Here is a 26,157-nt window from a genome sequence, read left to right as displayed (position 1 = left end):
TCATTAGCGTGCAAGAAGCATAGGAATCTCACTCATGTGTGCAAAAAACGTTTATTTCACACAAACGAATTATAATGTTATTACGGTAACAACGTAGAAATGAGTGTGATTACTATGAAAAAAGAATCATTGGAAATTTTTGTTGAGGATCTTGAATTAGCTATTCAATATGGTGATGACGTTCTAAGTGTAAAAAAAGGCAAAGTACATCTTACGAAATTGATACAGCTGAGGACTTATTCAAAATGTTAGATGAAAAATAAGGGGAGGTATTGGGTTTGGAGGAGAGAGAAGAATTTGACAAGGAATTCTTAGAAATTCTTGAAGCCGTATTATATGATTATGATGAAGCCGTTAAAAATCTTAAAGACCGTTAAATAAAAAAGTTCCTTTTATATAGAAGGGACTTTTTTATTTAGTGGTAGCATCAGGATAATGCGAATTTACAATGTAAATAAGTGATCATTTATTTCGAGTTTCTTCCTATTATATATACTCTCCAAAAATCTCAGGTTTCCACGAATGAATGGCATGCCGCTCCTTCTCCAATATCTTCTCCAAATAAATCTCTGTAGTCTGAAGTTGTTCATGTCCCAGGCTTTTCATAATGGTATAAGGATCGGAACCATTAAGATGTGAAATTATAGCAAACGCATGTCGAAAATGATGCGAAGAAATGGACGAAGAACGAAAATTCAAGAATGGCAACTCACTTTCTTTAATTACCTTTGTGAGATACTGAGACAAATAAGAAGGGGAATAGGCTCGTCCAGTATTCGTCGTAAAAAGTGGGGAATCCCTTTCCGCATCTTCAATACTAGCTAATCCTCTTGCGTGGCGAAACATTCGAATACTATTCATCCCTTTCTCTTTCAAAGGGATTTGCCTTCTTTTATTTCCTTTCCCTAGTACATCTAAAAAGTAAGAACCTGTGATGGAATCATACTGCAGGTCTTTGACTGTAAGTGTACAGAATTCCTCATTCCTCATTCCTGTCATGGTCAATACATGAATGATTCCAAATACAATCGGATGATTAATTTTACGGAAGTGGTCCAGGAGTTGAATCACTTCCTTCGGTCCAAGGTCCCGATTTGGCCGATCATCCTTTCGTACACTTGTCTTATAAAAACCGCTATGAATGGGTTCACTTATATACTTCACTTCATATAAGAAGTGGAGGAAACTCTTAAGTATCGTTGTTTTTCGTGCTAACGTTGCCGCTGAATAGGCTCCTTTTGCTTGAACATACGGACTTTTTGTTGCTAGCCATTCCTGGTACCGACGAATATGGCGTGTAGAAAGGGATTTAAATAAAGAGCCGTCCACAACCCGCTCCATATCTAGATCAATTTCTGAAGAGTAACGTAATAATTGCTCGATAAAGTGGGTAAGTTCCCGCTCATACTCTTTGATCGTCCGAGCGGATTTATCATGCTGCCGATTCAAATGTTCTTGTCGATATAAAAACCAGTGAAGCATTTCAACATCCGTAAAGTCTGCAAAAGGAATCTGCCCCCTTTTTTCCGCCTCATCCAATTGACCTTGCAATTGAGGTAATGATATCTCCCCTAACTGCTTTTTCCAATTTATCACCTGCAAGTCTCTATTGTTTACTGCCAGTTCTGCCATTCTTAACACCTTCTTTTTTATATACTCATAAATGATAAGCGCAAGACTATAAATAATAATATCCTAAATTATGTACCTTATAATCTATTATAACAAATATCAATTATATAGAAATTATGAACAACCTAAATAAAGAATATATTTGTTTATGTTATATTTAATCTCTATATTTATAGATTCTGATTTATATTATATTAAATTTGATATCTATAAATCTTTATCCTATAATAGGAATATGCAAAAATAGGATTATATAGGAAGTTATACACATTGATTCAGGTGGGGAGAAAATGATAAATGAAGGTGAAAAACTCAATATTTTTAAGTATTGGGATAAAGAAGCTAATGAAGGAGAATTTGTCGGGGGAGATCCTGAAAGTATAGTCGATTTAATCCCATATGAAACAGGGGATCAGGTTCGCGTCTTTTTGAATGTGACGGAGGAAGAGGATTCTGAAAGTTATTATTACATAAGAGAATTTGAGAAAAAGCGTGGAGAAGTAATTGAAGTCATTATGCAGCCACGTTTACAATATCGTGTTCGCTTCAATCAACAAGAAGCTATTTTGTATCACGAAGAACTAACCATTTAATGAGTAGGTTCCATAATCGGAAAGACAATTTGAAAAGATGAGTCTTTCGAAATACAATATAACAATTGGAACAATGTTCGAAGTAGACACATGATATGCAGCAGAAAGGATTTTTTGATTTGTTTACAAAATGGAGAAAAAATTTACTTGTAAATAGGCTGAAAAAAGAAACACATAAAGAAGCAAATACAATTGCTAAACACTGGGAAATGCGAAAATTCGTTATTGTGAATAAAAGTGTTAGAGAGGATTTTCCTGATATATATAATGGTGCTTTTAATACTGAGTCTAAACGTGTATATATTCATAATATACCTTTGACAACAGTTAATTTTCTATTTAATGAACTTTTAAAAATATCTGTAGATGTTGAAGGTATTTCGGTAGAGTTTGACCAAGATAAAAGTGGCCATAATATAGAATTTGAAATTTATTTAAGACAAAATGATTCAGACGACAGAATCCCATCCTTTTTAGATATAGCAAATACTCCATGTAGCCTGGATGTATCGGAACGATTTTATTTTGAACTAATTAGTATATTGGAGAGCAATATATCTTAGTGTTGCTGCACATCACGACTATTAAACGAATTCATTGTAATTGAAGAAAAGACAGATGATATGCAACAAATAAAGACAAGAGAGGAATATAAAAATGCCTAAAGAACAAATGAAAATGAGTATTGCTGAAATAAAAAATTCTATGTTAAATCCTGATTTAATAAAACACTTACATGGACTTAATATATCTAATCAATGGGGACAAATTGATGGTAGGCAACTAATATTAGATGTTTATAGATTATGCGAAAAACATGAAGAACTCTTAAAAGAATTAGAGGACTCGAAAAGAAAATAAAATGTCGCTTTCCGAATATACCGTAGACACATACTGTACTACAGGTTAAGGAGTGTTCTTAGTGAAAGATAATAAAGAGAATTGTCCATTTTGTAATGCTGATTTACAAGGAGAACCCATACCAGTAGAACAACAAGACTCTAATGGAGCTACTCACTTCAGCAGAAAAATTGGTATATATGATTTTGAAAAGGATAGAACAATTAAATGGCAATGCCCAGATTGCAAAGGTGAATGGAATAGATAATCACGTTGATGTGCATTAGGCATATATTACGAAGCTTTACGCAAGCAAGGCACCACTGATGAAGGTTTTTATAGTTGACACGGATGCCTTGAATAACAATATATTTCCCTAGCTGATATAAAGTTACCCTTTTTAGTGAATTTTTTTACTAAACTTATTTAGATATTTAATAAAAAAGATCAAAAAATATAGCATATTTTAAGGCAACCGTAAATAATACAACAAAGGAGTGTATCTCATGGATTGGTATACTCAGCAAGAAGTAGCAGACATGTTAGGGATCTCTAAAGCTACCGTGTACCACTGGGGGAAACAGAAAAAAATTATTAAAATTCCAGATCCGTACCGCACTATTAGAGAAACCCGGTATCAAAGAGCAGAAGTAGATGCAATTGCCCGAGAGCTGAAGACTCAACCAAAAGGACTTCCCCCTTCAAAGGTTGCGAAAAAATTAGGGGTTTCGGTCCAAAAGATTTATAAACTAATTCAAGAAGGTACAATTAAAGCGAGTGAAGTCCCAGTAGGGGATGAAAGAAAAACATACGTTATATCAGCGGTAGAATTAGAGCAAGCAGAAAAACTCCTTACCCCGAGTAGAGATGATCGACCTACACGGAGTGAATTTTATGATAGTAGAAATGGTGTAGCCTTATTTCAAAAATTTTATTCTTCCAAAATATCAGAGGCCCGTATAACTCGGAACGAACAAAACGATTGGGGTTTCTTAATTCAATCAAATCAAAAGTGGATTCCGTATGAAGAAGGAGTAAAGGTGTATCAACTTGTTCCTAGTTATCCGATACATGCTGATCCTGTTGAATTTAAAGGGTATGTGACTTTTGAAATTCCGTCGGATATCATTTGGTTTTATTCTTTTATGGATTACTTATACCAGGTTTGGGGGATGGAGAACATTCGACTAAGAGTTCTTCAGGATGGTTCTATAAAACTTTTAGTTCGTGCTGGTGAGAAGAGGCTAACTTCGAATCAAGCATTCTCAATTTCGGACATACTTCCTTTTTTAATGGATGGGGAAATTATAAAAGATGATGAGTTGTTTATTCTAAGAAGCTCATATCGAAAAACGACTGTTGAACTTCCCAAAAAGATGTTAAAGCAAGTAATAGATGCAGCTGAAAAGGAAGGTATTAGCATGAGTCTGTGGTTAGAGCATCTAATTGAAAAGAATATCAATAAAGAGGATTAATATAGTCGATATACCTTTGGTGGTTCTTAATACGTTTTAGTAAGGGGAGAAAGCTCTCCCTCTCCCAATACCCAAAATAAATTACCACTAGTTACAATGATTAATATAAAAGGCGGTGAAAAAATGGCAGCATCAATCCATACTCTATTAATATGCCATTCGTGCCATAAGCGAATTAAAAGTGATTCTCTATACACAGAATGGGAAGAATCAATCTATTGCGAACCATGCTTTGATAAATACCTGGATTTAATTACCCCAAAAAGTTGGGAAAATAAATAACAAATAAGCTTAGAAGAGCTGATTGCTAACGAGAATGAAACGATTAGAGTTTCTTATTCTTATTAGCAATCAGCTCTTCTATTGTTACATTCGTTTCCCTATAGATATGCTCGGGTGTTTTATTAAGACTGTGCATCACTGCCGCTAGAGCATAGGCTTTTTCTCCACTTCTTTTAATCTTCATAGTAACTTTATGATCTATACCCACTAGTATCCCTCCATGAATCACGATTTAATTTGTTACGTTGCATATCTCAACAGAAAATGATTAAATAGTTAGTAGAACATAATATTAACAGGGAACACCCCTCAGTAAAATTACGCCTGAACTACAGGTGTATTTGCTGAGGGGTTTTTTGTTTATGTTCTATCTAAGGCCACATGAACTTATCTAGCAATGTATGACAAATTTTGATATGATAATTTAGAGAATTGAATCGTAAATAAGAAATAAAAAAAACCCACCGGGGTTTCATTTAATCACTCAGTTTGGCCGCTGCAGATTAAATGAAAGATAGGGGCGGGATTTCTTGTGTATTCATATAACTGTATTCTATCAATTTTATATGATAAATACAAGTGAATTCCTTTCGTTTAATCCTGGCTGGGTAACAGGACAGGGGAAATTTTAATGGATGAGAAAATGAATTTAAAAGGCAAAAAAGATAGGCTTAGATATTTTAGACGTGTCGATACAGGCGTCATTGACCCTAGAGTTAGATTAGAGCAAAAAAAAGATGGATCTATCCAATCAGTATTAATTTCGTATCCACAGCAGGATAAAATATTTTTTTCAGATGACGAAGTAAGAAATTTCTCATTAGATGGATACGGAATAAGTATCCCTTATGTTGATGGAGAGTTTACAATTCTTAATAATTACTTCTTTGATTTTTGGGGCTATTACTTAAACGCAGAAGGGGTAGCACTGTACGGTCATTTAAGAAGATATACATATGGAGAGAAAGACTGGTGCTTTCCAAACATAGACTTAATCGCACTAAAAATGGATAAATCCCGACCTACAGTATTAAACTACATCGAATTATTAGAACGATATGGATTCATATATAAATTTAATATTTTGAATGAAGACCAAGAGAATCGAGAAGAAACTCCTATATATAAAGTTAGAAAAACGATTCCTCTCTTGACACAAAAGCTAATTGAAGGAGATACAGAACTCCAGTCTTCAGTTAGTGCTCCAAAGCACATACAGAAAGCTATAAAAAAAGAAAGAGCTGGATTACCTGAAAGGCTTCATATTGAACATGATAAATATGTAGAGAAGTACTTCAACAATGCTAATGTTATGGTGCCTGAAAAGTTGGATTATGAAGAGATTTATACGGCTTTGCTACAACAAGGGCAACGCAAGAAGCAATCCAAGCGCAGATCTCAAGTGAAAAGAAAACAAATCCATTTGTCGTTAACTAAAAATATGACTGAAAAAGAATTTACAGTATTAGACAATCTGTTAAATGTTGTCCAAGGTCATATATCTAAACCTTCTTTTGAAACGTGGTTCTATGATTTGCTTCTCAAAATAGAATCGGACAATTATACAATATATACCTATAGTGAAGTCTCACTTGAAATCCTACAAAATAGATATTCTGATAAACTAACAGAGTGGTTGAAAGAAATTGAACCAAGAATGGGTAATCTAAAAATAGAATTGTTAGCAAATTAACAGAGCTAAGCTCTGTTTTTTTTGTTCACCTTTACCCGCTTTTAAAATTTTTAATAGGGGGGTAAAAAAATTAATTACCGCTATTAAAATTTTTAATGGGGGGAATAAAATGTTTAATTACTGCTATTAAAATTTTTAATAGGGGGTAAAAAATTTTAATAGCTTAGATTTTTTATGCGTTTTACCGCTATTAAAATTTTTAATAGCGGTTTTTCAAAGTAAATGGTATTAAAACCCAAATGGTACCCGCTATTAAAATTTTTAATAGCAGGATTTCATGGCTATAAAAAATTTTAATGGGGGGGCATTAAAATTTTTTATACATAATAAGTACAAGTTCTTAAGAATTACATTTAAAGAAATATATAATAATCATGGCACTCAAATTCAAGATATTCAGAATAGTAATATCAAATTTGAAGTCTGATGAAAAAATAGGAGGACTTTTATGAAACCATTTGTTTGTCATCGAGAAGAACGTAAACAAGAGGTAATTGCTCTATTAACTGAATTAAATATTCACTTTGAATTTATCGAAGAGAATGAGATAAAGATATTCGGCAAAACACATATTTATGGTACATTTTTAAGTTCAGGTCATGTTCATTTAGAAAAAGAAAGCAAACGGTTAAACAGAAGAGTACATAAATGGCCTTGTGCGGGTATGCAAGCAATAACTTCATATTTGAAACAGCACGCATTATAAAAGACCTCACTATGTCTGGAATGGTAGCTAAGCATAGAAAGGGTTTCGTTGGTTGTAGCAAATCAAATTATTGCAGATAAATTGTGAGTATTAGCTCATGTTAGAACCAATTGCAACCATTTATAAAACAGTTTATAATTAATTGGTATTCTATTTCTTTTTTTCTGATAGCAAATCTATAATGGATTTTGCGGTGACAACTAATACTTTAAGCCTTTGGGCATTTTGAGATTCATAGCTTTTTAATTTGCTATGTTACCAAATGTCCAAGGGCTTTTTGTCGTTTTCTTAAAAATAGAGTTGATTAACTATTGGAAAGGGTGTTTATTAAATGACTTGTCAAAACAAGTATTGTATTAAACCGCATTGTAAAGGAGGTAACGCTCTATGACAGATTCATTTTTCCGTCCTTACAAAGATCGTCAAGTGACCATGAAAATGGTTGTGGACGTCTATAAGAATCTTCATACAGCGGGAGGATATAGTATTCGTTGTACCAAAACAGGATTAGTATTAGCGCATTGTACTGCAGTTACCCTCGAAAATTGTATCTTTCATGTATCTGAGAGCGGGAGACAAAAGACCATAGATCAGAATCGGAAAAGAGTTCATGCCTATGTTCGCGGATACCTAACAGGGATTAATCAAGAATTAGATCCTACGTTGGATACGGTTGTTTACTATAATCCTTATCAAACTGAACTATTTACTAAAGTTGTAAGCGGTGAGTTTATTATGAATTCAAATAAGGTTCATTGTGAAGGAAAGTATTGTTTTATCTGAATTCATAAAGGTCGTTTTGATATGATGCGGTTTATCAAAGATTGGTACAGATTTAGAAAAGACCAAGGCTATTGGTTTGCAATTAATATAAATTAGGGATTGCTAAGAAAGGGAGAGAGAAATGAAAAACATGTACAAGGAAATCTTAGAGGCAATAAAAACAGACTATTTCGCTAAAGTTGATCCAGCTGCTGCTCAAAGAGTAATAGAAAAAGTTAAGAGTATGCAAAATTTTAATAAATTTGATGCTATGCAACAGCTGGCTAATGGTCTAGATTATCCTAATCTTAATGAAAGAAATTTAGAAGCTTTAGCTTGGAGAATGATTGAGAGAACAATGATTTATCCATACAAAGTGGGAGATGAAGTTAAATTTAACAATCGTAATAGAGTCATACAGGAAATTGACTTAGAAGACCGTAGTGCATTATTAAGAAAAGAGGAAAGAGTCGGTGCAGTGACCGTCTCCTTAATCCACTTATATATAATCGAGCAATCAAGTGAGAAAAATAAAGTGACTACTTCTCTTCAATTATCTTTATTTTGATATGGGTATGTATCCCGATCGGATCGTAATAGGTAGAATATAGCCGTTAATGTTCGTGCTTTAGTTCGAACGGAATACATAGGAGCTGTTATGCCAGCCCAATATGGGACACTATTCACCAATTATGAAGAAGCATGTATAGAGTTAATCGAAAGCTATTAGGAGGTACTTACAATGAAACAATCACATATAGAAGCACTTGAAAAATTAGATGCCGTTATAACTGAATTAAGTAAGCTATGTGAGGAAGACAATTCATTTAATAAATTGCTAGGGGAATTAAACCAGAAGCAAAATATATTTGGGAAGTCACTAGATGAATATGATATTTTTTCTTTATTGAATAAAAATAAACTTTAATTAATGATTGAAATTCACTCCATATGGCATTTAATTTTAGTTAAAAGAGGTTTCCTAAGATTGTTTTTAGCAAGGAAATCGTTTAATTAGCAAAAAAAGAAAGCTATAATTAGCTTAAATCTTTTTCTTTTAATTATTTGCAAATCTTATTATGGATTTTGCGGTGACGACTACATTAACAGCCTCTGGGCGTATGAGATTCATAGCATTTTTTTAGCTATGGAACCATTCTGCCCAGGGGTTTTTTGCGTTTTCTAAAAGAAAAAGGTCAAGAAACGTTGGGAAAGGGTGTTGTAAATGTTGGATGTACTTCATGAATTTACAGAACAACATGTATATCAAGTTTTGGAAGTGAGAGTCGATGATTTATCTCTTCCAGAAGTAGGGGACATTGTATTAAAAAATATAATTTCGGGCGATATTACTACTTTTAGTATTTGGAAAGGTGATGAGGATATTTCTTCTTGTTATGTGTGTTTACCAACCAATGAAGAAGATCCAGATGAAAATGATGTTTATAGTATGGGAGAAGATTTTGGTATCGAACTTGAGAGTTTTATTTAATTATTTGTAGTTTCTAAGAAGCAAATGAATTCATTCATTGCTTTTTTTTATGGGTCTACAGCTAATGAATCACGAACTAAGAGGATTTAAAGTCAAATTAATATAAGAAATGAGGAATAGACAATGGTAGTTATGCAGTGGCAATTATGGAACATAAAAGAAGCGATAGAGTATATACGAGAAATGAAGAAAATCGGATTAAATTGTAGATTGTGTAATATTTCAGATTTAGATTGGACCATTCTCAAAATGATGTTTGGATCTTCTGTTGAAAGAGTGGGTGAGTAATATGTATCAAACACTTGCTCAAGCTTATAAAAAGCCTTCTCCGCTTGCTGAGATCCATACAGAACCAGCAGTTGAAAGTGAGGAATATTATTTTAGTTTGCTTTCCGACTATGGAATCAAGTTAAATAAGCCTCAAACTGAAGCTGTTAAGGCAGTAGACGGCCCTGTGCTAGTCCTAGCAGGTGCTGGTTCTGGAAAAACTACAGTCTTGACCACTCGAATTGGTTACATGATCTATGAGAGAGATATTGACCCTTCTAACATTTTATTAACCACTTTTACGAAAAAAGCCGCTACAGATATGATTGAGCGCCTTGCACGTATACCTGGAATGAACCGGTCGGCGAGTCGTTCTGTAACAGCGGGAACCTATCATTCTATTTGCTTGAGGATTTTAAGAGAAGAAGGACTTCAGTTTAGTGTGCTTTCGTCAGAACGGAGGAAACACATTATGTTAAAATCCATTCTTCGAAAAATGGATTTACATGAAGCGTATTCACCTGAAGCTGTAGCAGCCATCATTTCATCATGGAAAAACGCTCAATTACGCCCTGATGATATTATGGGAGATTCAAAAATTGAGTTGGAACTAAAATCTGTTTACCACAGTTACGAGGAAATGCTGGAACAGAGTAACCTTTATGACTTCGACGACTTGCTTATACAATGTTACTATTTACTGGCGTTCAACCCGTCCATTCTGAAAAAATATCAAGACCGCTATAAATATATTTTATGCGACGAGTTTCAAGATAGCTCAAAGGTCCAATATTCGATCATCCAGTTATTAGCGGATTCACATAAAAACCTTTGTGTAGTGGGTGATGACTCGCAAACTATATATAGTTACCGAGGAGCTAGGGCGTCGTTTATGATTAATTTCGATAAAGTATATCCTAATTGTCAAAAAGTTGTGATGGATATTAATTATCGTTCTGGTCCATCTATTGTTGGTTTAGCCAATTCAATTATTAAATATAACAAAAATCAAATTAAAAAAACCTTAAAAGTGAAAAAATCAGAAAATCATCAAGTTTCGATTATGTATCCAAACAATTCAGATGCAGAAGCAGAGTTAATCGTACAAGATATTATTGAGAAGCGCAATAGAGGGCATGAACTAAAAGATATGGCTGTACTCTACCGTACCCATTCAACAGGCAGAGCTATTTTCGACAAGCTAGTAATGTCAGATATACCCTTTATAACGTATGGTAAGGGAACAGAGACCTTCTACCAAAATCAATTCATTCGACCTATGATTGCACTATTACGAGTTGCTACTAATCAGAGAGATATTGATGCAATCGTAGAATCTGCTCCTATTTTCTATATTAAGAGAACAGAAATGAAGGATATGATTGATGATTTAATCAGAAAAAGACAAAATGACATCCCTAAGAACCTATTATATAGAGTTTTACTGGAGTATTCCGAAAAACTAATAGGGTTTCGGAAAGAATCCTTACTTTTAAAAATTAGATGTTTGAAAAAAATAGGAGAAATGACAGCACCTCGTGCAATCCAAGAAATACGTACGGGAGAAATTAACTATGAGAAACAGTTGGAATTGGATAAGCGAAAAACCATAACGGTGCATAAAGAGTTGCTTATTGAAATATTGGATGAATTTGAACAATCTGCTCGTGGATTTTCAAACGTTCAATCCTTCCTTTCGTTTATCGATCAGGTAGAGGAAAAGAATAATGAGATGGACGAGTTGCGTAATCAGCCAGATATAGAGGCCGTTCGCTTAATGACGATTCATGCAAGTAAGGGACTCGAGTTCAAAATAGCCTACGCGCTTTCCTTTATTGAAGGCGTAATTCCTCATGTAGCATCCATGGATACTGAAGAAAAAGAGGATTCTCAACAATCTTCTTTAGAAGCAATTGAGGAAGAGCGGAGACTAGCGTATGTCTTAACAACTAGAGCGAAAGACCATTTATATATATCTGTTCCTAAACATCATCGAGACAAAAAGACAACCATATCAAGGTTTTTGAGTGAGGCACTTGAATTATAGAGAAAATGACTAATCAAAAAACGAACTTAAAAAAGGAGAGTTTTAAAATGTACAAAACAACTATTGGATTAGGTAATGACTTTTTATATGGCTATGTGAATGGAGAACGTTTCATGGTGGCAAACACCGTTGAACAAATATGTGCTTTCATTCTAAAAGAACGTTTCAAAGATGTTATAATCACAGATTTCTTAGACCAAATGGAGATTGAGACATCAATGGGCTTTATTCTATATTGTAATAACCAAGAGTTTTTAGTAAATGAATTACTTCCAGTTTTAGTTCCTATGCAAAAGGGAGAGAAGGATATACCAGAATTTGTTGCTTATGTAGATAATTCTTTAAATTGTTGATCTGTCGATAACATTAATAAAAAAATAGATTATTTATAACCAATACTATATTGATAATCCAGATAGGTTTTCTATCTGGATTATACAGGGGGATGTACGATGTACTATAAATTATTAATAGATTGTGAAAAGTCATTAGATTGTTTAAAACAACAAGAAGAAGGTGTAATCTATACCGCGAGAACTCTATCTAAATATAGCCATTGCCAAGTTGATGTTTATTTAATTGATAAAAAAATTAATCGACATATAAGCTCTTTTATTAATGGTAAACCGAATATTATAGGAGTGCCAGCTTAATGAAGAAGCGGAGCGGATTGACTAGGACCGGCTTTAGCTTATCGTTTGGCTGCTGTGGGCGGTCTAACTATTGCAATTTAGGGAAGGGTACCTGCTATTATGAACGGATTGATCCAGAGGTGCCTACAAGTTGTAATGCCTGGGTCCGAAACCATAAAAGCAATCTAGAAGAGAATGCTGATAGCCAGATAAATCAAAATCATTTTATTGATGAAGAATTGGACTTTAGTGAAAATGAGGAACTTCATCAACTATCATTGTTTGATTGAATTTAAGATTATAAATATAACTGTACTAAGACGGATTATCTTTCGTCTTAGTGCTGGATTTTGTAGGTAGTTATACCTAAATCTCTTGATTTAGGTATAAACGTAAGGTAAGATAATGAGATATAATAAAAGAATTTTATATAGAACAACTGGGAATACCCCATTCTGCTCATGAAATTGACGCTCTTGCGTTATTATTTCGTGAGTAGAATGGGGTGTTCTTATTTTTTTAATCCTTATTAATTTTTTTGGAGGTACGGCTATTGAAAAAAATAGAAGAAAACATAGAAATGGGGAAATCTAAATGAAATTACATCATTTATTTTTAGCAAGCTCTATGGCTTTATCAGTTGTTGCAACAGTACCTATGAATGTTGTTAAAGCAGAAGTAGTTGAATCAGGTAAGAGTGTAGGTATTAATAATGGCTTTAATGTTAGACATAATTCTTTTGTAGTTTCGAAGACTGGTAATGTTTATGTATGGGGAGAATTTTATTCACCGACACCTACTTCATTAACTGGTGTATCAGATGTTAAAGAAATATTTCACACTACTTCTAATACTTATTTTCTAACTAATTCAGGCGATGTCTATGCGGTAGGTGCTAATTCCTTCAGTCAAGCAGGTAGTAAATCAGAAGGGACCAATATTACAGTACCAATAAAAACGAACATTTCTAATGTCCAGTCTATATCAGGAAATGGAGAAACCATATTTGCCGTTACAAATGACAACGAGGCTTATGCTTGGGGAAATGGAGGTAATAAGGTACTAGGGTTAGGAACGACTGACAATATGGATGTGCCTACAAAAATGAATTCTTTGTCTGACGTAAAAGAGGTAAAGGTTTCTGATACTACTGCTTTAGCAGTTACCCTTACGGGAGAAGTCTATGTATGGGGAAACTATGAAGGTACTTCACTATTATTACCCAAGAAAATAGAGGGTCTTAGTGATGTAAAAACAGTTTCTGTAAAAAATAATCAATTTATTGCACTTAAAAATGATAGTACTCTATATTCTTGGGGCAAGGGAGCCAATGGAACTTTAGGTCATGGAGATGTTGTAGATAAAAGTGTACCTACTAAAATCGAAGGGATTTCTGATGTTAAAAGTATATTAATGGCCAGACACAATGCATTCGCACTGACCAATTCAGGGGACGTTTATTCTTGGGGGAAGAATAGTGAACATGGAATATTAGGACATGGAGATTTAATTGATTTACTAGTACCAAAGAAAATATCAACTTTATCAAATATAAAAGAAATTTATGCATCCTCTGTAATGTATTATGATTTTATGCTTGCTTTGACAAATGAGAGTGAAGTCTACGGTTGGGGCGGAAATGATCTGTATCAATTAGGTCTTGGGGATAATGCCAAGCGGATATCGCCAACTAAAATTCCAGGTTTGACTAATATTTCTGAAATAATATCAGGTGGGCTTCATAGTTTAGCAATAACAAAGAGTAGCGAAATTTATGCATGGGGTTATAACCACATGGGACAAATAGGACTAGGAAATAAGAATGCGAAGGGAGTTGTACCTACAAAAGTTGAAATGTTTCAAGCTTCTGAACCTGATGAACCGACAGTACCCACACCTACAGAAATAAATAAAGATGCAGGATTCTCAATCACTAATTCAGGCTTACATTTAGAAGTCGATATGCAAAATCTAAATCCAACTATAAATCCTGAAAATATAAGTTCAGGCAGTTTTGCAGAAAACATTGCGGATGTTCAAAGTTTAAAAGTGAAAGATTTTACAGGAATAGATGAAGGTTGGTCAGTTTACGTAAGTGCAAAACAAATTGAAGAAGTTTCTCCAGTAGGAGGTTTTAAAGAAGGGACGGCTGCCATTAAATTACCTACTGGAGTTCTATCTTTAGAAAGCAGCTTAGTTTCAACACCAATTTTTAACGTAAATACTAATTTATCATCCTTAGATAGTGGGACTCCGCAGAAGTTTGCATGGGCGGCTCCTGGTGCAGGAGCTGGGGAAAATAACTTACCAAGTGATGGAGATTTCAAAGTGAAAATAAAAAATCTATCTTCTGTAGCCAAAGTGGTTGATCCGATTAATTACCCTGATAAAGCAACTCCATATCAAACTACCGTTAAGTTTACTTTAGTTCAAGGAGAACTTTAAAAAGGAAAAAAATAATAATCCCTCCTTAGTAATAAGGCTAAGGGGAGATTATTACTTGACCATTAAAAAATTGAGTTTATTAATTTTCTTTTTGCAATTAACCCTACTACTAAATAGTGAGACGAAACGAATAGCCCAATTAAATTTTCTATGGAGCCTATCTTGGTGGCGAATAATTAAGACAAGAATCAAATAGCACACAATTATATTAAAGGAACCCCGAATCACAGTTTTAGGTTGTCCTGCTACATAATTAGTTGAACCAAAATAATACAGAATGTGTCCCCGAGTAACTTGCAAAAGGATTCCAAAGAAAGTATATTTAACTTAGTTCAACTGGTAATGCAAATCACGTAGATACTGACTTTCTCCAATTTAATATTCATTGGATATACTAGTAATTACTTAGAATAATACATTACAATTATATTTGATAATACAAAACATTCATATAGAAACTAACCGGGAATACCCCATTCTGTTCATGAAATTGACGCGCTAGCGTTTTATTTTGTGAGTAGAATGGGGTTTTTCTTGTTTTTAAATCCTCCCCTAAAAACTAGGAGGTAATGCTATTGAGTAAATCGAAGTAAACGTAATCCAATTGGTTTGTCACAAGTTCGTTATATAACACTAAAATAAAATGTTAAAGGGGTAAGCACATGAAAATAAAGAGTATTTTATTTACAACAGCATTGATGGTTACTAGTTCCATTGCAATCGGAGGTAATTCAGTTCATGCAAATGAAATACCTTCACAAGCGGGGCTACAGGTACAATCAGGAGGTCTACATTTAGAAGTTGATAACGTGAATCTAAATCCTCTTTTAACTATTGATGGTCTCCCAGCAAATCAATTCAAACAAAATGTAACAGATGTACAAAGTTTAGTGGTAAAAGACTTCACCGGTACTAAACAAGGTTGGTCTGTCTATGTAGAATCTAGCAAATTGGTAGAAAAAGCACCTGCTGGTGGATTTAAAAACGGAACAACAGCTTTAGAACTTCCTACTGATGTACTTTCCCTTGAAAGTACATTAGTTTCTAATCCGACATTCCAAATTAACAACCGATTAAATGCAATAGACAAGTCTATACCACAAAAATATATTTGGGCAGAAGCTGGTACGGGGGGAGGAATTAATCAAATGCCAGCAGATGGAGAATTTAAGATTATAGCCCGAAACTTATCTGCGGACTTACAAATGGTTGATCCAGTGAACTATCCAAATACAGCTACACAGTATGAAGCCACGGTTAAATTTTCACTTGTTCAAGGAAATGTATAAATTCTAAAGGAGGTATGGGGTCCTCCAACCAGGGGGCTCCATAATAAATATATGAAAAAAAATAAAATACCTTCCATAATGTTAGCCGCAACAGTAGCATTATCTTCTGTTGTTGCAGTTGCACCTGTGAAAGCTAAAGCTGAAGAAAGTATTGTGTCAGCTAAATCTTTAGGAATTTTTAATAGTATGGATCAATATTCAAACGTATCTACTCATACTTTTGTGACCAAGAACGGGGACGTGTATATTACTAATTTTGGCGAATTAACACCAACAAAAGTTGCTGATTTGTCGGATGTAAAGCAAATATTTTACAATGAGCAAAACACCTATGCTCTCTTAAATAATGGAGACATTTATTCTATGGGAAGTGGTACAAACGGCAAATTAGGTGATGGCACAACTAATACAAGGTTGAATTCTTTTAAGAAAGTCGATGGCATTAGTAATGTAGAGTCTTTAGTTGTATCCAGTACCTCCATATTCGCTATAACAGTAAATAAAGAGTTGTATTCTTGGGGGATGAGTGGGAGAACAGGGCACGATGGTAGCTCTGATATTCATGTTCCTACAAAAATACCTGGGTTATCAGGTGTTGAAAAAGTATTTTCAAACGGCGAGGTAACTTTTGTAACACTAGACAATGGTGAAGTATACGCATGGGGAATATCAAGTGTAGGGGCATTGGCTTCTGGAGTGCAGGTAAGCACCTTTAAAACTCCTACCAAGATAAATGGTTTAAATAATATTAAATCTATTTTCTTAGGCAACAATCCGAAAAGTTATTTTGCTGTGTCTAAGTCAGGGGACGTCTATTCCTGGGGGATGAGTGACAAAGGTGTTCTTGGATTAGGAAATGTTACTTCAGCTTTCACGCCAACTAAAGTAAATATTTCTAATGCTAAATCACTAACAGTTGGCCCATGGAATGTGTATGTAGTTACAAATTCAGGTGATGCCTACACATGGGGTTTTGGTCAACACTCTTTAGGTTTAGGGCATTATAATACTGTAAAAACACCAACTAAGATTGATAGTTTATCAGATATTAGAGCCATTATTCCTACTGGAAGATCTGCTGTCTTTGCTATAACCAATACAAATGATGTTTATTCTTGGGGTGGAAATGAATCAGGTCAATTAGGGCATGGAGATAAAGAGCCTTTATTATTACCTAAGAAAATTAGCGAACTAAAAGACATTGACTCGATAAACTATAGCAGCAATAACAGTAATGGTGGAGAAAGTATTATGGCCCTAAGTAGCTCCGGTGAGGTTTTTGCAATGGGGTTAAATAATTTCGGTCAATTAGGTTTAGGCAACAAATTAAATTATTCTACACCACAAAAATTATCGTTGTTCACCGCTACTGAGATAGAGCCAGAAGTACCAGAAGCCCCCAGTGAATCAGAAGTAAATAAGGACGCTGGATTTACGATTACTAATTCGGGTTTACATTTAGAAGTCGATATGCAAAATCTAAAACCACTCATTAATCCAGAAAATATAGCTTCCGGCAGTTTTGCTGAAAACATTGCAGATATTCGAAGTTTGATAGTTAAAGACTTCACTGGAACGAATCAAGGTTGGTCTGTGTACATGAGTGCTAAGCAAATCGAAGAGATAGCACCAAAGGACGGATTTAAAGGGGGGACAGTAGCTATTAAATTCCCAATTGGAGTTTTATCATTAGAAAGCAGTTTAATTTCATCTCCTATTTTTAATGTAAATGCTAATCTTACATCATTGGATAGTGGGACTCCGCAGAAGTTTGCATGGGCAGCTCCTGGAGCAGGATCTGGAGAAAATAGCTTACCAAGTGATGGAGATTTCAAGATAAAAGTAAAAAATCTATCTTCTGTATCAAAAATTGTCGATCCAATCAACTATCCTGACGTTGCTACTCCTTACGAGACCACAGTTAATTTTACCTTAGTACAAGGAGAACTATAAAAAAGAATAAAGGAGAAAGATTCCCCTTAGTTTTTTAATAAGGGGAGTCAATAAAGTGATGACTATGAAAAGAATTTTTAGCCTATTAATCTGTTTTTTTGTAATGATACCTACTACTGCATTTGGAGAAGATACAAATAGCCCGATTGAATTTTCTATCGAACCAATCTTGACCCAAAATCAAGACAAGAATCAAACTGCATATCATCACATAAAAGCAGTCCCAAACAAAAGTTATAAGTTGTCCTACTATATTACTAATAAGACTAAAAAAAATACAGAGATTTTTGTAACTCCAAGTAATTTGCTGACAAGCCCTCAAGGACAATACTATTTTGTTAATTCTGATGGGAATAAAACAAGTAGAATCCATAAAGATTACCGAGTTGCACATTTAATTAACCATCAATCCTCCATAAAATTAAAACCGTTAGAAAAGAAAAAGATAACTTTTGAAATAACCTTACCAGCTACCGAGCTTGAAGGCTTAATGGTAGGGGGGTTAATTTTTTCTCCCGAACAAACCTTCACTTCTAAAAGTGATGGGATGACCATCAATTATAAAATACAAAAAATATTACCGATTAAGTTAGAAATCAGCACAATAGAATCTCATGTACCATCACTAGATTCTATTACTTATAAAGATAAGTCCATTTTAATCGGCATTGACAATACACAGCCTACGATCTTAAAAGAAGGAAAAGGAAGATTAACAGTTCAAGATGATAAAGGAGAAATAGCATTTCAAAAGGAATTCGGAAATTTCGAAATGGCTCCTATGACAGGAGTAGATTTTCAAGTTCCGCTAGAAGGTAACATAAAAGAAGGGGAATATGTCGGAACAATAGATTTACAAGTTAATGGAGAAAAGAATACCCTTACCCAAGTATTTGAAGTAAAAGCAAATTCAAACATTAACAGCGGTATACCTGATGTTTTTAATTTAGTAACAGATTCTTTATGGATATGGATTATCATAGGAACAATTATTATTATTTTCTTCATAATTTGGTGGAAGAAAAAAAGAAAGTATACCTATATGCAAGCACGAACTGAAGATTTATATAACAAAAAATTAAATAATTTCCTGATAGAGAAAGTTAAAAAAAATCTCTACTATTTACATAGAGAGATAGAAGAAAAAGAGGTAAATGAATACAAATCAAAACAAATAGTAAAATATAAAAAGAAATTTTTCGAGAAGAAAATTGGTGTTTTTTCTTCTGAAGGAAGAACAAAAGAAGCAGTATATTCGTATTGGAATAAGCATAATCAAAATATAAGTTAATCATTAATTTCAAGCAAACAACAGGCAAATGTCCTGTTGTTTTGCTTTTTAATTGGAAAATTGATACTCTTAAACCTTACTTTTCTATAAACTAATACCGGAGGAATATAAAATGTATTATATTGAATTGAAAAAAGAAGCAGTTGCTACTTGCCGATTTTCTGTAAAAATAGAATATACAAATTTTAAGAAGTTCATAGAGTCTAGACTAAACAAAGCCCCTATTTATATAGTGATCGTGAGGAATAGAAAATTACTAATGGACACATACACGTTGAAAATATCAGACACAGACACAGCCGAAGAAAAAGGTACCAAAATAGAAGTAGGTAAACAGTTATTATTAAAATTCCCAGGAAGTAGAATAATTCCAACATATAAAAAATTAGAAATACAGTTGGAAAATGTTTTATTTAATTGGCTATATGAGGAATTCTATAACTATCAAAAGTTCTGGAAGGGACAAACTCCATTTAATCTATAGATTGACAAAATATCAATACATAATATAATATTATATTATAGTAAGGAGGAATGATTAATCTACATTGGGAGTGAAAATTAATGATAACAGATACTTTATTCAGTTTAAATGATGGTAAACCTACATTATTAAAGAGTAACCAAAAAAGAAATATTCTTGAGTATTGGAGAACCATAGCAAAGTATAAAGGGATATACTTGCCGTTATATGCTAAAGGAATTATGAATTATATACTTAATGAAATGGACCACCAAGGCATTTTAATACAAACATTAAGTGTAATGAACCAAAAAAGTGGAATAAGTATAAACAAGATTCGTTATGTGCTCTCTAAAATGTTGGAGGCTGACTTGATTTATCGTCGTCGTGGAGTAGTAATGATAAAGGGATATATGGCACTTTTAAAAATGACAGGAGAATCTCATTAATGAAAGACTATCAGTATGCCCAATTAATATGTAATAGCTTTAAAGAACACGCATCAAAGAAAAATCTAAATGTTACTGATGAAATAAAAATCGACTGGGGAGAACTTCAATTTTTGCTTTCCATGTTGGAAAAAATGGAGTCTATGGTAAATGCCCTTTCGTCTATTGAAAAAATAGTTGATGAGATAGCTGTAAAGAAATACATACAACAAGCATTGATACAATTAGACTATTTATCAGTTAATAAAGAACTACGAAACCCACAGTTTGATAGTTGTATAGTAAAAGACGAGTTAATCAACGATCCGGACGTTAGCCCATTACTTAACGAACCAATAACGGATTTCGACGAAGTAGTTATTTACCGCATGTTTATAAAACAAATGAAATTAGAGGAATCTTTGGACTACTTTATTAAAGAAAACAGTCCGCTATTTAGCTAGTATAATCTTGTTTTAGATAGGTGGAATTGATATTGAGGTCACTCGGAAAAACCATTAAATTATCTAGAGACGGTAAATTAAAGCTAAGCAAAAAAATATTAAAGAATATGAATGTGACTCCAGGCGATTTAATAGAAATAAGCGTGACAAATAAGAATATTCATCTACAGACAGTTAAACCAACTTGCATGATCACAGGGAAACAAGCAGAGAATATGATACAACTAACGAATGGTGACTTTATAAGTAAAGAGGGAATAGAAATTCTAAAGAGGGAATTAGAAAAAATGGGTTGGTTATAAATTTTTTAAGTCTATTTAACTTTGCGCTAAATTCAAATTTAAAGAAGAGTTAAATGAATGAAGCCTTTGAAAAAAAGATGGCATTTAATCTATTGCAGGAAAAATAATATATGAATTGAGGATGATTAATATGAAATCAGTAACTTTAACATTAGCTCCAGCTACTTTTGTAGTGAATGGTAATTCAAACGAAGAACTCCTTGAAAATGCAAAGAAAGCATTGACCGAACAGCTAACTAATAGCATATTCCCTCACATTACATATGCTATCAATGATGCCGATGTATTAACACATGAATCTGCTTTCCCTGGCATGATTGTTGAAACTAATAATGGCGACAAAGGAATCATAACAGCAGTTAATAGAAAGAATCTTAATGTAACGTTAACTAAACATAGAAGTGTTTCTGGACCGCCACAAGCGTTTAAAAAGTCTTCTGCTACCTTTTCAGATGCTAGGAGTCTGAGACATGAAATAATGAAGCCAGATTGGTTTGAAGGTGATACAGGCTATATCAAAACCAGAGAAGGCATTCGGGAATTTGTAGTCGGAAAAAAATCAGGGAAAAAAACTAAAATACATATAATCGGACTAAACAAATTTGTATCATTAACAGAAGAACAAATGGAAATTCATCTTAAAGATAATAAAAATGAATTGAAATAATAATTAATTTGGACGTTCAAACTCAGAACGTCCCTTTTCTCATTATATGTGCAACAAAACAAATATTGTTTCGTGATAAAATAGACCTAATAGAATTTCATTACTAGGATTTAATGATCAAATATGGCACTTGCTTTTAAAGTGAGTTAATACCTCTACCTGCTTTAGTAGAGTAATTCCCTATATTAGGCAATGATTAAAGGAGATAAAAATGAGCGGTATTTTAGAAATGAAAAGTTTAAAAGACCATTTAGTTACACAGTTCAGCTATTCTACATTAAATCAACTTGACTCACAGTCAAAAAAAAATATAATGAAATCTATTTATAAACAACGTCATCTTAAACAAATTAGCTTACGATGTTTATGTAAACCAGATTTAATTAAGATGACGATTGCTTATATAGAAGAAAAGGATACATATTACTTGAGAAGTTCCAGTAATCAATCTAGTAAACATGCTGAAACTTGTCATTTTTATAAGAAGAACTCAATTTCCTCTGACTCAATAAACGAAAACGGATGGAAAATGGACGATAAAGGAAATTACTTCGTTAGTTTAAATACTCATGACTACAAGTTGCAAGTACGGAAACAATCCCAACTAGACTCCACTACATCAACAAAAGATTTAGGTGAGATAGGGATTAGCTCTAGCAAAGCCAGTTTAAATCAACTTATTAAATTTATAGTCACTCAAGCATGGAATACATGTATCAGATTTGACTCAAAAAAAGAGTATCCTACTTTATCACATGTTTTTAATAAAATCTTTCAATCTACATCAAGAAAAATTTTTGTTACAAAAGAACTTTCCCTACATCAAGTTTTATTTAAAAAAGGGAAAATCGGAACAATTTATCATTTAGAAAATGAATACAAAAAAAAAGCGCAGCCATTTGTTCTTTTGCAACTGGACTTCTTTGTCGAATTGATTGAGGAGCGCTCTTTTGTCATACATGCTAGGAATCCTGTAACGCAAGAACTTTATAAATTTACAGCTCCATTTCAAGTTATGGACCATGCTAATAGAGCGGTACGTGTGTCGGATGGACCCTTTATTATTGGTGGATTTGTAGAGAACAAAGGTTTTGGGAAATCACCTGAATTTATTAGTTTAAGTATGCTGCCAATCAATAAAAATGGTGTGCCGATAGAAAGTTCATTTGAAAGAGAAGTTTACGATCAATTATGTGATGATCAAAGATTGATTGAACGGCCAATAGAATCTAAATATTATCCTAAATGGAATGGACTAATCCCAGATGGTCTATTACTTGATACGACGCCCGAAACCATAATAGAGATTTTTGGAATGTCAGAGAGTAATAAAGAGTACCATCTTCACCGAAAGTTTAAAATAGATCATTTTAATAGCTTAAAACCAAATTATGAACTTTGGTACTGGGATGCGTTTAACGGTTCTGAAAAGCCTGTCCTGCCGTCTTAAACAGTACATAAGTCTTTCACAAAATAATCAACAAGGATATATTATATGGAGGTTTGGTAAGTGTATTGCTGTGAAAATTGTTTTAAAGACCGTTTCCTAATAAATAAGATTAGAAACAATAATATAATTGATAGCTGTGATTACTGTTATGAAGATGGAGTGAAAGTTATTAAAGTTGATGATTTAGCAGATGTATTTGCTATTTTCATTCCATACTACGAAAAATTAGAACATGGAGAACACTTCATCCATGAAGTGCATGACCCAGTAGATATTGGAGAATTTTTGTATGACTTAATACAGCATGAATGGATGATTTTTTCAGCAGGTATAGAAGGTCAAACTGCAAAATCACTCTTAACTGATATTATGCTTTCATTAAATAGTGAATATAGTGAAGCCGATTTATATGTAAAAGCTGCTGAAGCGGTATACTTTGAATCAACACTAGAAGTATGGGATAACTTTTCAGAAGAGTTGAAGCATGGGAATCGCTTTTTTCCATCCAAAGGCTATATTGCCGAGAATATAGTTAATATTTTAAAAGAAAATAATCATATTATCCCTCAAAGTGCTATTTTTTATAGAGGGAGGATAGGAAAGCATATTATTGATAATATGGGGGCACCGCCCAATGAAATTGCAAGTCCTGGGAGAGCCAATCCTAGAGGTATCTCTTATTTATATGCGTCTCCACAGAGAAAAACATGTGTAGCGGAACTAAGACCGTATAAATCTGCTGTAATAACCCTAGTGGAGATGACAGCTAAAAGGCAATTAAAGTTTGTTTCTTTAAATACTGGAAGAGCATTAATATCCCCTTTTCAATTTAACGGAAACCTACTTGAAGCGACGGAAACTCTATCGCTATATCAAAAATTAGTTTTTGAATTGTCTAAACCAGTTAGCCCTGATAATTCTGAAATAGATTATCTACCCACTCAATATCTATCCGAATTGATCAAGAATGAAGGCTTTGATGGGTTTATGTTTAAAAGCTCTTTGGGACCTGGAGATAATTATGTAATCTTTAACGAAAAAAATGTAGATTTAAATTCGGTTGAATTTTGCAAGATTGATGAAATACAATACACAGTTCATCAAAGTTTCTAATTGATAACTTTTTGTTAAAATTGTATTTAGTGGAAAGTTTCGATAAAATTCGACAATAAAGGAGTGTGCGAATTGCCTGTCCCTACTCGTAAAGTCTTATTAGCAGAAAAACATATTGAATCGGCACTTAATGAGCTACCTTCCTATGTTGCTGAATTTGTTCGCGCAAAAAAAAGAGCGAAATATTCACCCGAAACATTAAGTGGTTATTTACATGATTATAAGCGTTTCTTTACCTGGTTAAATCAAGAAGGTTTTACAAATGAGGAATCTCTAAAAGACATCCCCTATTCTGTTTTAGAGAAATTAAGAAAAAAAGAAATTGAATTCTTCTTTGAAATGCTTACAGATGAACTAATAGAGAAAAATGAAGGTGTATTTGTTAAAAGGTCAGATGCAAGTCTAAATCGATATATTCAATCTTTAAAGTCCCTTTTTAATTATCTGACTACTGAAACTGAAGACGATGATGGAGAATGTTACTTCTATAGAAATGTCATGTCTAAAATAAAAACTCCCAAGAAAAGTGAGTCAGCTTCATACCGAGCTAAAAAGATTAGTTCAAATCTATTGGTCGAGAATGATTCAGGTGATTTTATTGATTTTATGAAGAACCGTTATGAAACCACCCTAACTCCCTTTCAAAAAGCAAGATTTAAAAATAACAAGGAGCGAGATATAGCGATAATTTCTCTATTTACTGGATCTGGGGTAAGGGTAAAAGAAGTTGCTGGCTTATTATTAACTGACATAGATTTTGTTGAGAATAACATAACTGCACTACGTAAAGGTAATAAAATAGATACAATTAGCGTAACAAGAACCGCAATGCAGGATTTGAAGTCTTATTTAGATGTTCGTGAAGAATTATACAAACCAGATAAAAAAAATCAATTTGCATTTCTTACTATTTATAAGAAAAAAGCTAATCCAATAACAATTGAAGCCATACGTGCAATGATAAAAAAATACACAGGTGCTTACATGTCTGGTAAACAATTAACTCCACATAAATTGCGCCACACTTTTGCTAAGCAATGGCTTGATGAAGGTGGAAGTTTGATAGCCCTCAGAGATCAATTGGGACATAACTCCATTGAGACCACCGCACTCTATACGAATTTGTCACAGAGCGAACATAGAGAAGTATTGGATCGTATGGATAAAAAGAAAGAATTTTGAGATGTGGATTTTAGATAAACCAGTGTTCCATCCCCACAGCAAAAGAAAGAGGTAAGATATTGGAAAATGAACAAATAAATCTAGATATTATATACGACTATAAGGACAGACCGGATATTATGAGCGGACGCTGCGATAATTGCCAAAAAGCTCATTTTAATAGTTCTATTAAGAATGGCGACTTCATTCGTGAATGTAGAAATTGTGGAATGAAAAAAAATATATAGAAAACTAATATAATTTAAAGGTTGTGAAATTATGAACCAAATTTCATTTGAAGACCTGTTCATTGAAGAAAATAAGGTAATAAATGAAATTCAAGAGCCTTCTCCCCTTCAAAGAGAAATTATAGCTCTCTTGGAATCAGGGGAAACTAGCGCATTACAAATATGTGAGAAATTAATGAAATTAGGAAAGATTTCTTGTGAACGTTTTTCAACTACTAAGCCCAGAGATTATGGACAAGTTTGTTCCTGGCTAGATACCTTCGTTTCTCAGGGCATACTCTTATTGGTTGAAGACAAAGATAAGCAAGATAGAATTTATAAATTAATAAAGTAGCTATTGTGATTAAGATATAATTATTGAAGTTTCTGAAGTGCACACGCATCCGATAAAAAGACGTATTTAACTACCAATGTAACCCGTTCTTAGAACGGGTTTTATTATTTTCATTAATAAAAAAATGA

The 26,157-nt window shown here is 33.4% G+C and carries 32 protein-coding genes; 30 read left to right on the top strand and 2 right to left on the bottom strand.

Annotation, left to right across the window (positions count from 1 at the left end; translation table 11 throughout):
• Positions 1 to 486: 486 nt before the first annotated feature.
• Entirely contained in the window at positions 487 to 1,632 is a 1,146-nt protein-coding gene (locus tag V179_RS0125680; protein WP_028394000.1) for a tyrosine-type recombinase/integrase, read from the bottom strand.
• A gap of 290 nt (positions 1,633 to 1,922) precedes the next feature.
• On the opposite strand from V179_RS0125680, the gene V179_RS0125675 reads away from it, so the two are divergent.
• The 5 genes from V179_RS0125675 (at position 1,923) to V179_RS0125655 (ending at position 4,540) form a co-directional block, all read left to right on the top strand.
• Complete coding sequence (locus V179_RS0125675) at positions 1,923 to 2,225, top strand: hypothetical protein (RefSeq protein ID WP_028393999.1); 303 nt, start codon at positions 1,923 to 1,925, stop codon at positions 2,223 to 2,225.
• A 95-nt stretch (positions 2,226 to 2,320) separates the two neighbouring features.
• Positions 2,321 to 2,788 (top strand): hypothetical protein, encoded by a 468-nt coding sequence (locus V179_RS0125670; protein ID WP_235179259.1) that lies wholly within the window; start codon positions 2,321 to 2,323, stop codon positions 2,786 to 2,788.
• A 94-nt stretch (positions 2,789 to 2,882) separates the two neighbouring features.
• Positions 2,883 to 3,086, top strand: a complete 204-nt coding sequence (locus V179_RS0125665) for a hypothetical protein (RefSeq protein ID WP_028393997.1) — start codon at positions 2,883 to 2,885, stop codon at positions 3,084 to 3,086.
• Positions 3,087 to 3,147: 61 nt separating this feature from the next.
• Positions 3,148 to 3,333 carry a hypothetical protein gene (locus V179_RS0125660; protein ID WP_028393996.1) on the top strand — a complete coding sequence of 62 codons (186 nt, stop codon included), beginning with the start codon at positions 3,148 to 3,150 and terminating at the stop codon, positions 3,331 to 3,333.
• Positions 3,334 to 3,571: 238 nt separating this feature from the next.
• Positions 3,572 to 4,540 carry a helix-turn-helix domain-containing protein gene (locus V179_RS0125655; protein WP_028393995.1) on the top strand — a complete coding sequence of 323 codons (969 nt, stop codon included), beginning with the start codon at positions 3,572 to 3,574 and terminating at the stop codon, positions 4,538 to 4,540.
• Between the two features lie 325 nt (positions 4,541 to 4,865).
• Here V179_RS0125655 and V179_RS31155 read toward each other — a convergent pair whose 3' ends face one another.
• Positions 4,866 to 5,030: a hypothetical protein gene (locus V179_RS31155; RefSeq protein ID WP_154664027.1), complete on the bottom strand. Its 165-nt coding sequence runs from the start codon at positions 5,028 to 5,030 to the stop codon at positions 4,866 to 4,868.
• Positions 5,031 to 5,453: 423 nt separating this feature from the next.
• On the opposite strand from V179_RS31155, the gene V179_RS0125645 reads away from it, so the two are divergent.
• The 25 genes from V179_RS0125645 to V179_RS0125520 all read left to right on the top strand — a co-directional run bounded on the left by V179_RS0125645 (position 5,454) and on the right by V179_RS0125520 (position 26,029).
• The gene (locus tag V179_RS0125645) at positions 5,454 to 6,515 is read left to right on the top strand and encodes a helix-turn-helix domain-containing protein (RefSeq protein WP_028393994.1); all 1,062 of its coding nucleotides are present in this window, start codon (positions 5,454 to 5,456) and stop codon (positions 6,513 to 6,515) included.
• A 448-nt stretch (positions 6,516 to 6,963) separates the two neighbouring features.
• Positions 6,964 to 7,221: a hypothetical protein gene (locus tag V179_RS0125635; protein ID WP_028393993.1), complete on the top strand. Its 258-nt coding sequence runs from the start codon at positions 6,964 to 6,966 to the stop codon at positions 7,219 to 7,221.
• Between the two features lie 387 nt (positions 7,222 to 7,608).
• Positions 7,609 to 8,004, top strand: coding sequence for a hypothetical protein (locus V179_RS28820; protein WP_084552495.1), 396 nt, complete (start codon positions 7,609 to 7,611; stop codon positions 8,002 to 8,004).
• Positions 8,005 to 8,125: 121 nt separating this feature from the next.
• On the top strand, positions 8,126 to 8,551 hold the full coding sequence (locus V179_RS0125625) for a hypothetical protein (protein ID WP_028393992.1): 426 nt from the start codon (positions 8,126 to 8,128) through the stop codon (positions 8,549 to 8,551).
• A 174-nt stretch (positions 8,552 to 8,725) separates the two neighbouring features.
• Positions 8,726 to 8,911: a hypothetical protein gene (locus V179_RS0125620; RefSeq protein WP_028393991.1), complete on the top strand. Its 186-nt coding sequence runs from the start codon at positions 8,726 to 8,728 to the stop codon at positions 8,909 to 8,911.
• 297 nt (positions 8,912 to 9,208) lie between these two features.
• Complete coding sequence (locus V179_RS0125615) at positions 9,209 to 9,475, top strand: hypothetical protein (RefSeq protein WP_028393990.1); 267 nt, start codon at positions 9,209 to 9,211, stop codon at positions 9,473 to 9,475.
• Between the two features lie 123 nt (positions 9,476 to 9,598).
• Positions 9,599 to 9,763, top strand: coding sequence for a hypothetical protein (locus tag V179_RS31150; RefSeq protein ID WP_154664026.1), 165 nt, complete (start codon positions 9,599 to 9,601; stop codon positions 9,761 to 9,763).
• Position 9,764: 1 nt separating this feature from the next.
• Positions 9,765 to 11,789 (top strand): ATP-dependent helicase, encoded by a 2,025-nt coding sequence (locus tag V179_RS28815; RefSeq protein ID WP_051405148.1) that lies wholly within the window; start codon positions 9,765 to 9,767, stop codon positions 11,787 to 11,789.
• Between the two features lie 47 nt (positions 11,790 to 11,836).
• A complete protein-coding gene (locus V179_RS28810) occupies positions 11,837 to 12,142 on the top strand; it encodes a hypothetical protein (protein ID WP_028393989.1) in 306 nt (101 codons plus the stop codon).
• Positions 12,143 to 12,241: 99 nt separating this feature from the next.
• On the top strand, positions 12,242 to 12,442 hold the full coding sequence (locus V179_RS0125595; protein ID WP_028393988.1) for a hypothetical protein: 201 nt from the start codon (positions 12,242 to 12,244) through the stop codon (positions 12,440 to 12,442).
• Positions 12,442 to 12,711 carry a hypothetical protein gene (locus V179_RS28805; RefSeq protein WP_034302618.1) on the top strand — a complete coding sequence of 90 codons (270 nt, stop codon included), beginning with the start codon at positions 12,442 to 12,444 and terminating at the stop codon, positions 12,709 to 12,711. The genes V179_RS0125595 and V179_RS28805 overlap by 1 nt, the downstream gene beginning before the upstream one ends.
• A gap of 304 nt (positions 12,712 to 13,015) precedes the next feature.
• Entirely contained in the window at positions 13,016 to 14,866 is a 1,851-nt protein-coding gene (locus tag V179_RS0125585) for an RCC1 domain-containing protein (RefSeq protein WP_028393987.1), read from the top strand.
• A 662-nt stretch (positions 14,867 to 15,528) separates the two neighbouring features.
• Positions 15,529 to 16,155, top strand: coding sequence for a WxL domain-containing protein (locus V179_RS0125580; RefSeq protein ID WP_028393986.1), 627 nt, complete (start codon positions 15,529 to 15,531; stop codon positions 16,153 to 16,155).
• 51 nt (positions 16,156 to 16,206) lie between these two features.
• Positions 16,207 to 18,108 (top strand): hypothetical protein, encoded by a 1,902-nt coding sequence (locus V179_RS0125575; protein ID WP_028393985.1) that lies wholly within the window; start codon positions 16,207 to 16,209, stop codon positions 18,106 to 18,108.
• Between the two features lie 58 nt (positions 18,109 to 18,166).
• On the top strand, positions 18,167 to 19,399 hold the full coding sequence (locus V179_RS0125570; protein WP_235179261.1) for a WxL protein peptidoglycan domain-containing protein: 1,233 nt from the start codon (positions 18,167 to 18,169) through the stop codon (positions 19,397 to 19,399).
• A 112-nt stretch (positions 19,400 to 19,511) separates the two neighbouring features.
• Positions 19,512 to 19,883 (top strand): hypothetical protein, encoded by a 372-nt coding sequence (locus tag V179_RS0125565; protein ID WP_028393983.1) that lies wholly within the window; start codon positions 19,512 to 19,514, stop codon positions 19,881 to 19,883.
• An 80-nt stretch (positions 19,884 to 19,963) separates the two neighbouring features.
• Positions 19,964 to 20,311 (top strand): replication/maintenance protein RepL, encoded by a 348-nt coding sequence (locus tag V179_RS0125560; RefSeq protein ID WP_028393982.1) that lies wholly within the window; start codon positions 19,964 to 19,966, stop codon positions 20,309 to 20,311.
• On the top strand, positions 20,311 to 20,754 hold the full coding sequence (locus V179_RS0125555) for a hypothetical protein (protein ID WP_028393981.1): 444 nt from the start codon (positions 20,311 to 20,313) through the stop codon (positions 20,752 to 20,754). Before V179_RS0125560 ends, V179_RS0125555 begins: the two co-directional genes overlap by 1 nt.
• Positions 20,755 to 20,786: 32 nt before the next feature.
• On the top strand, positions 20,787 to 21,056 hold the full coding sequence (locus tag V179_RS0125550; RefSeq protein ID WP_028393980.1) for a hypothetical protein: 270 nt from the start codon (positions 20,787 to 20,789) through the stop codon (positions 21,054 to 21,056).
• 130 nt (positions 21,057 to 21,186) lie between these two features.
• The gene (locus V179_RS0125545) at positions 21,187 to 21,723 is read left to right on the top strand and encodes a cupredoxin domain-containing protein (RefSeq protein WP_028393979.1); all 537 of its coding nucleotides are present in this window, start codon (positions 21,187 to 21,189) and stop codon (positions 21,721 to 21,723) included.
• A 211-nt stretch (positions 21,724 to 21,934) separates the two neighbouring features.
• Complete coding sequence (locus V179_RS0125540) at positions 21,935 to 23,173, top strand: DUF1173 family protein (RefSeq protein ID WP_028393978.1); 1,239 nt, start codon at positions 21,935 to 21,937, stop codon at positions 23,171 to 23,173.
• Positions 23,174 to 23,233: 60 nt separating this feature from the next.
• Positions 23,234 to 24,286 (top strand): RES domain-containing protein, encoded by a 1,053-nt coding sequence (locus V179_RS0125535; protein WP_028393977.1) that lies wholly within the window; start codon positions 23,234 to 23,236, stop codon positions 24,284 to 24,286.
• A 72-nt stretch (positions 24,287 to 24,358) separates the two neighbouring features.
• Entirely contained in the window at positions 24,359 to 25,468 is a 1,110-nt protein-coding gene (gene xerS, locus V179_RS0125530; protein ID WP_034302614.1) for a tyrosine recombinase XerS, read from the top strand.
• A 74-nt stretch (positions 25,469 to 25,542) separates the two neighbouring features.
• The gene (locus tag V179_RS32595; RefSeq protein WP_407637276.1) at positions 25,543 to 25,695 is read left to right on the top strand and encodes a hypothetical protein; all 153 of its coding nucleotides are present in this window, start codon (positions 25,543 to 25,545) and stop codon (positions 25,693 to 25,695) included.
• 31 nt (positions 25,696 to 25,726) lie between these two features.
• Entirely contained in the window at positions 25,727 to 26,029 is a 303-nt protein-coding gene (locus V179_RS0125520; RefSeq protein ID WP_028393975.1) for a DUF3895 domain-containing protein, read from the top strand.
• The last annotated feature ends 128 nt before the right edge of the window (positions 26,030 to 26,157 follow it).

Source organism: Bacillus cihuensis (assembly GCF_000504145.1).
GTDB lineage: Bacteria > Bacillota > Bacilli > Bacillales > DSM-1321 > Peribacillus > Peribacillus huizhouensis.
The sequence above is the reverse complement of the archived record's forward strand: the minus strand, read 5'-3'. Positions and strand labels throughout refer to the sequence as shown.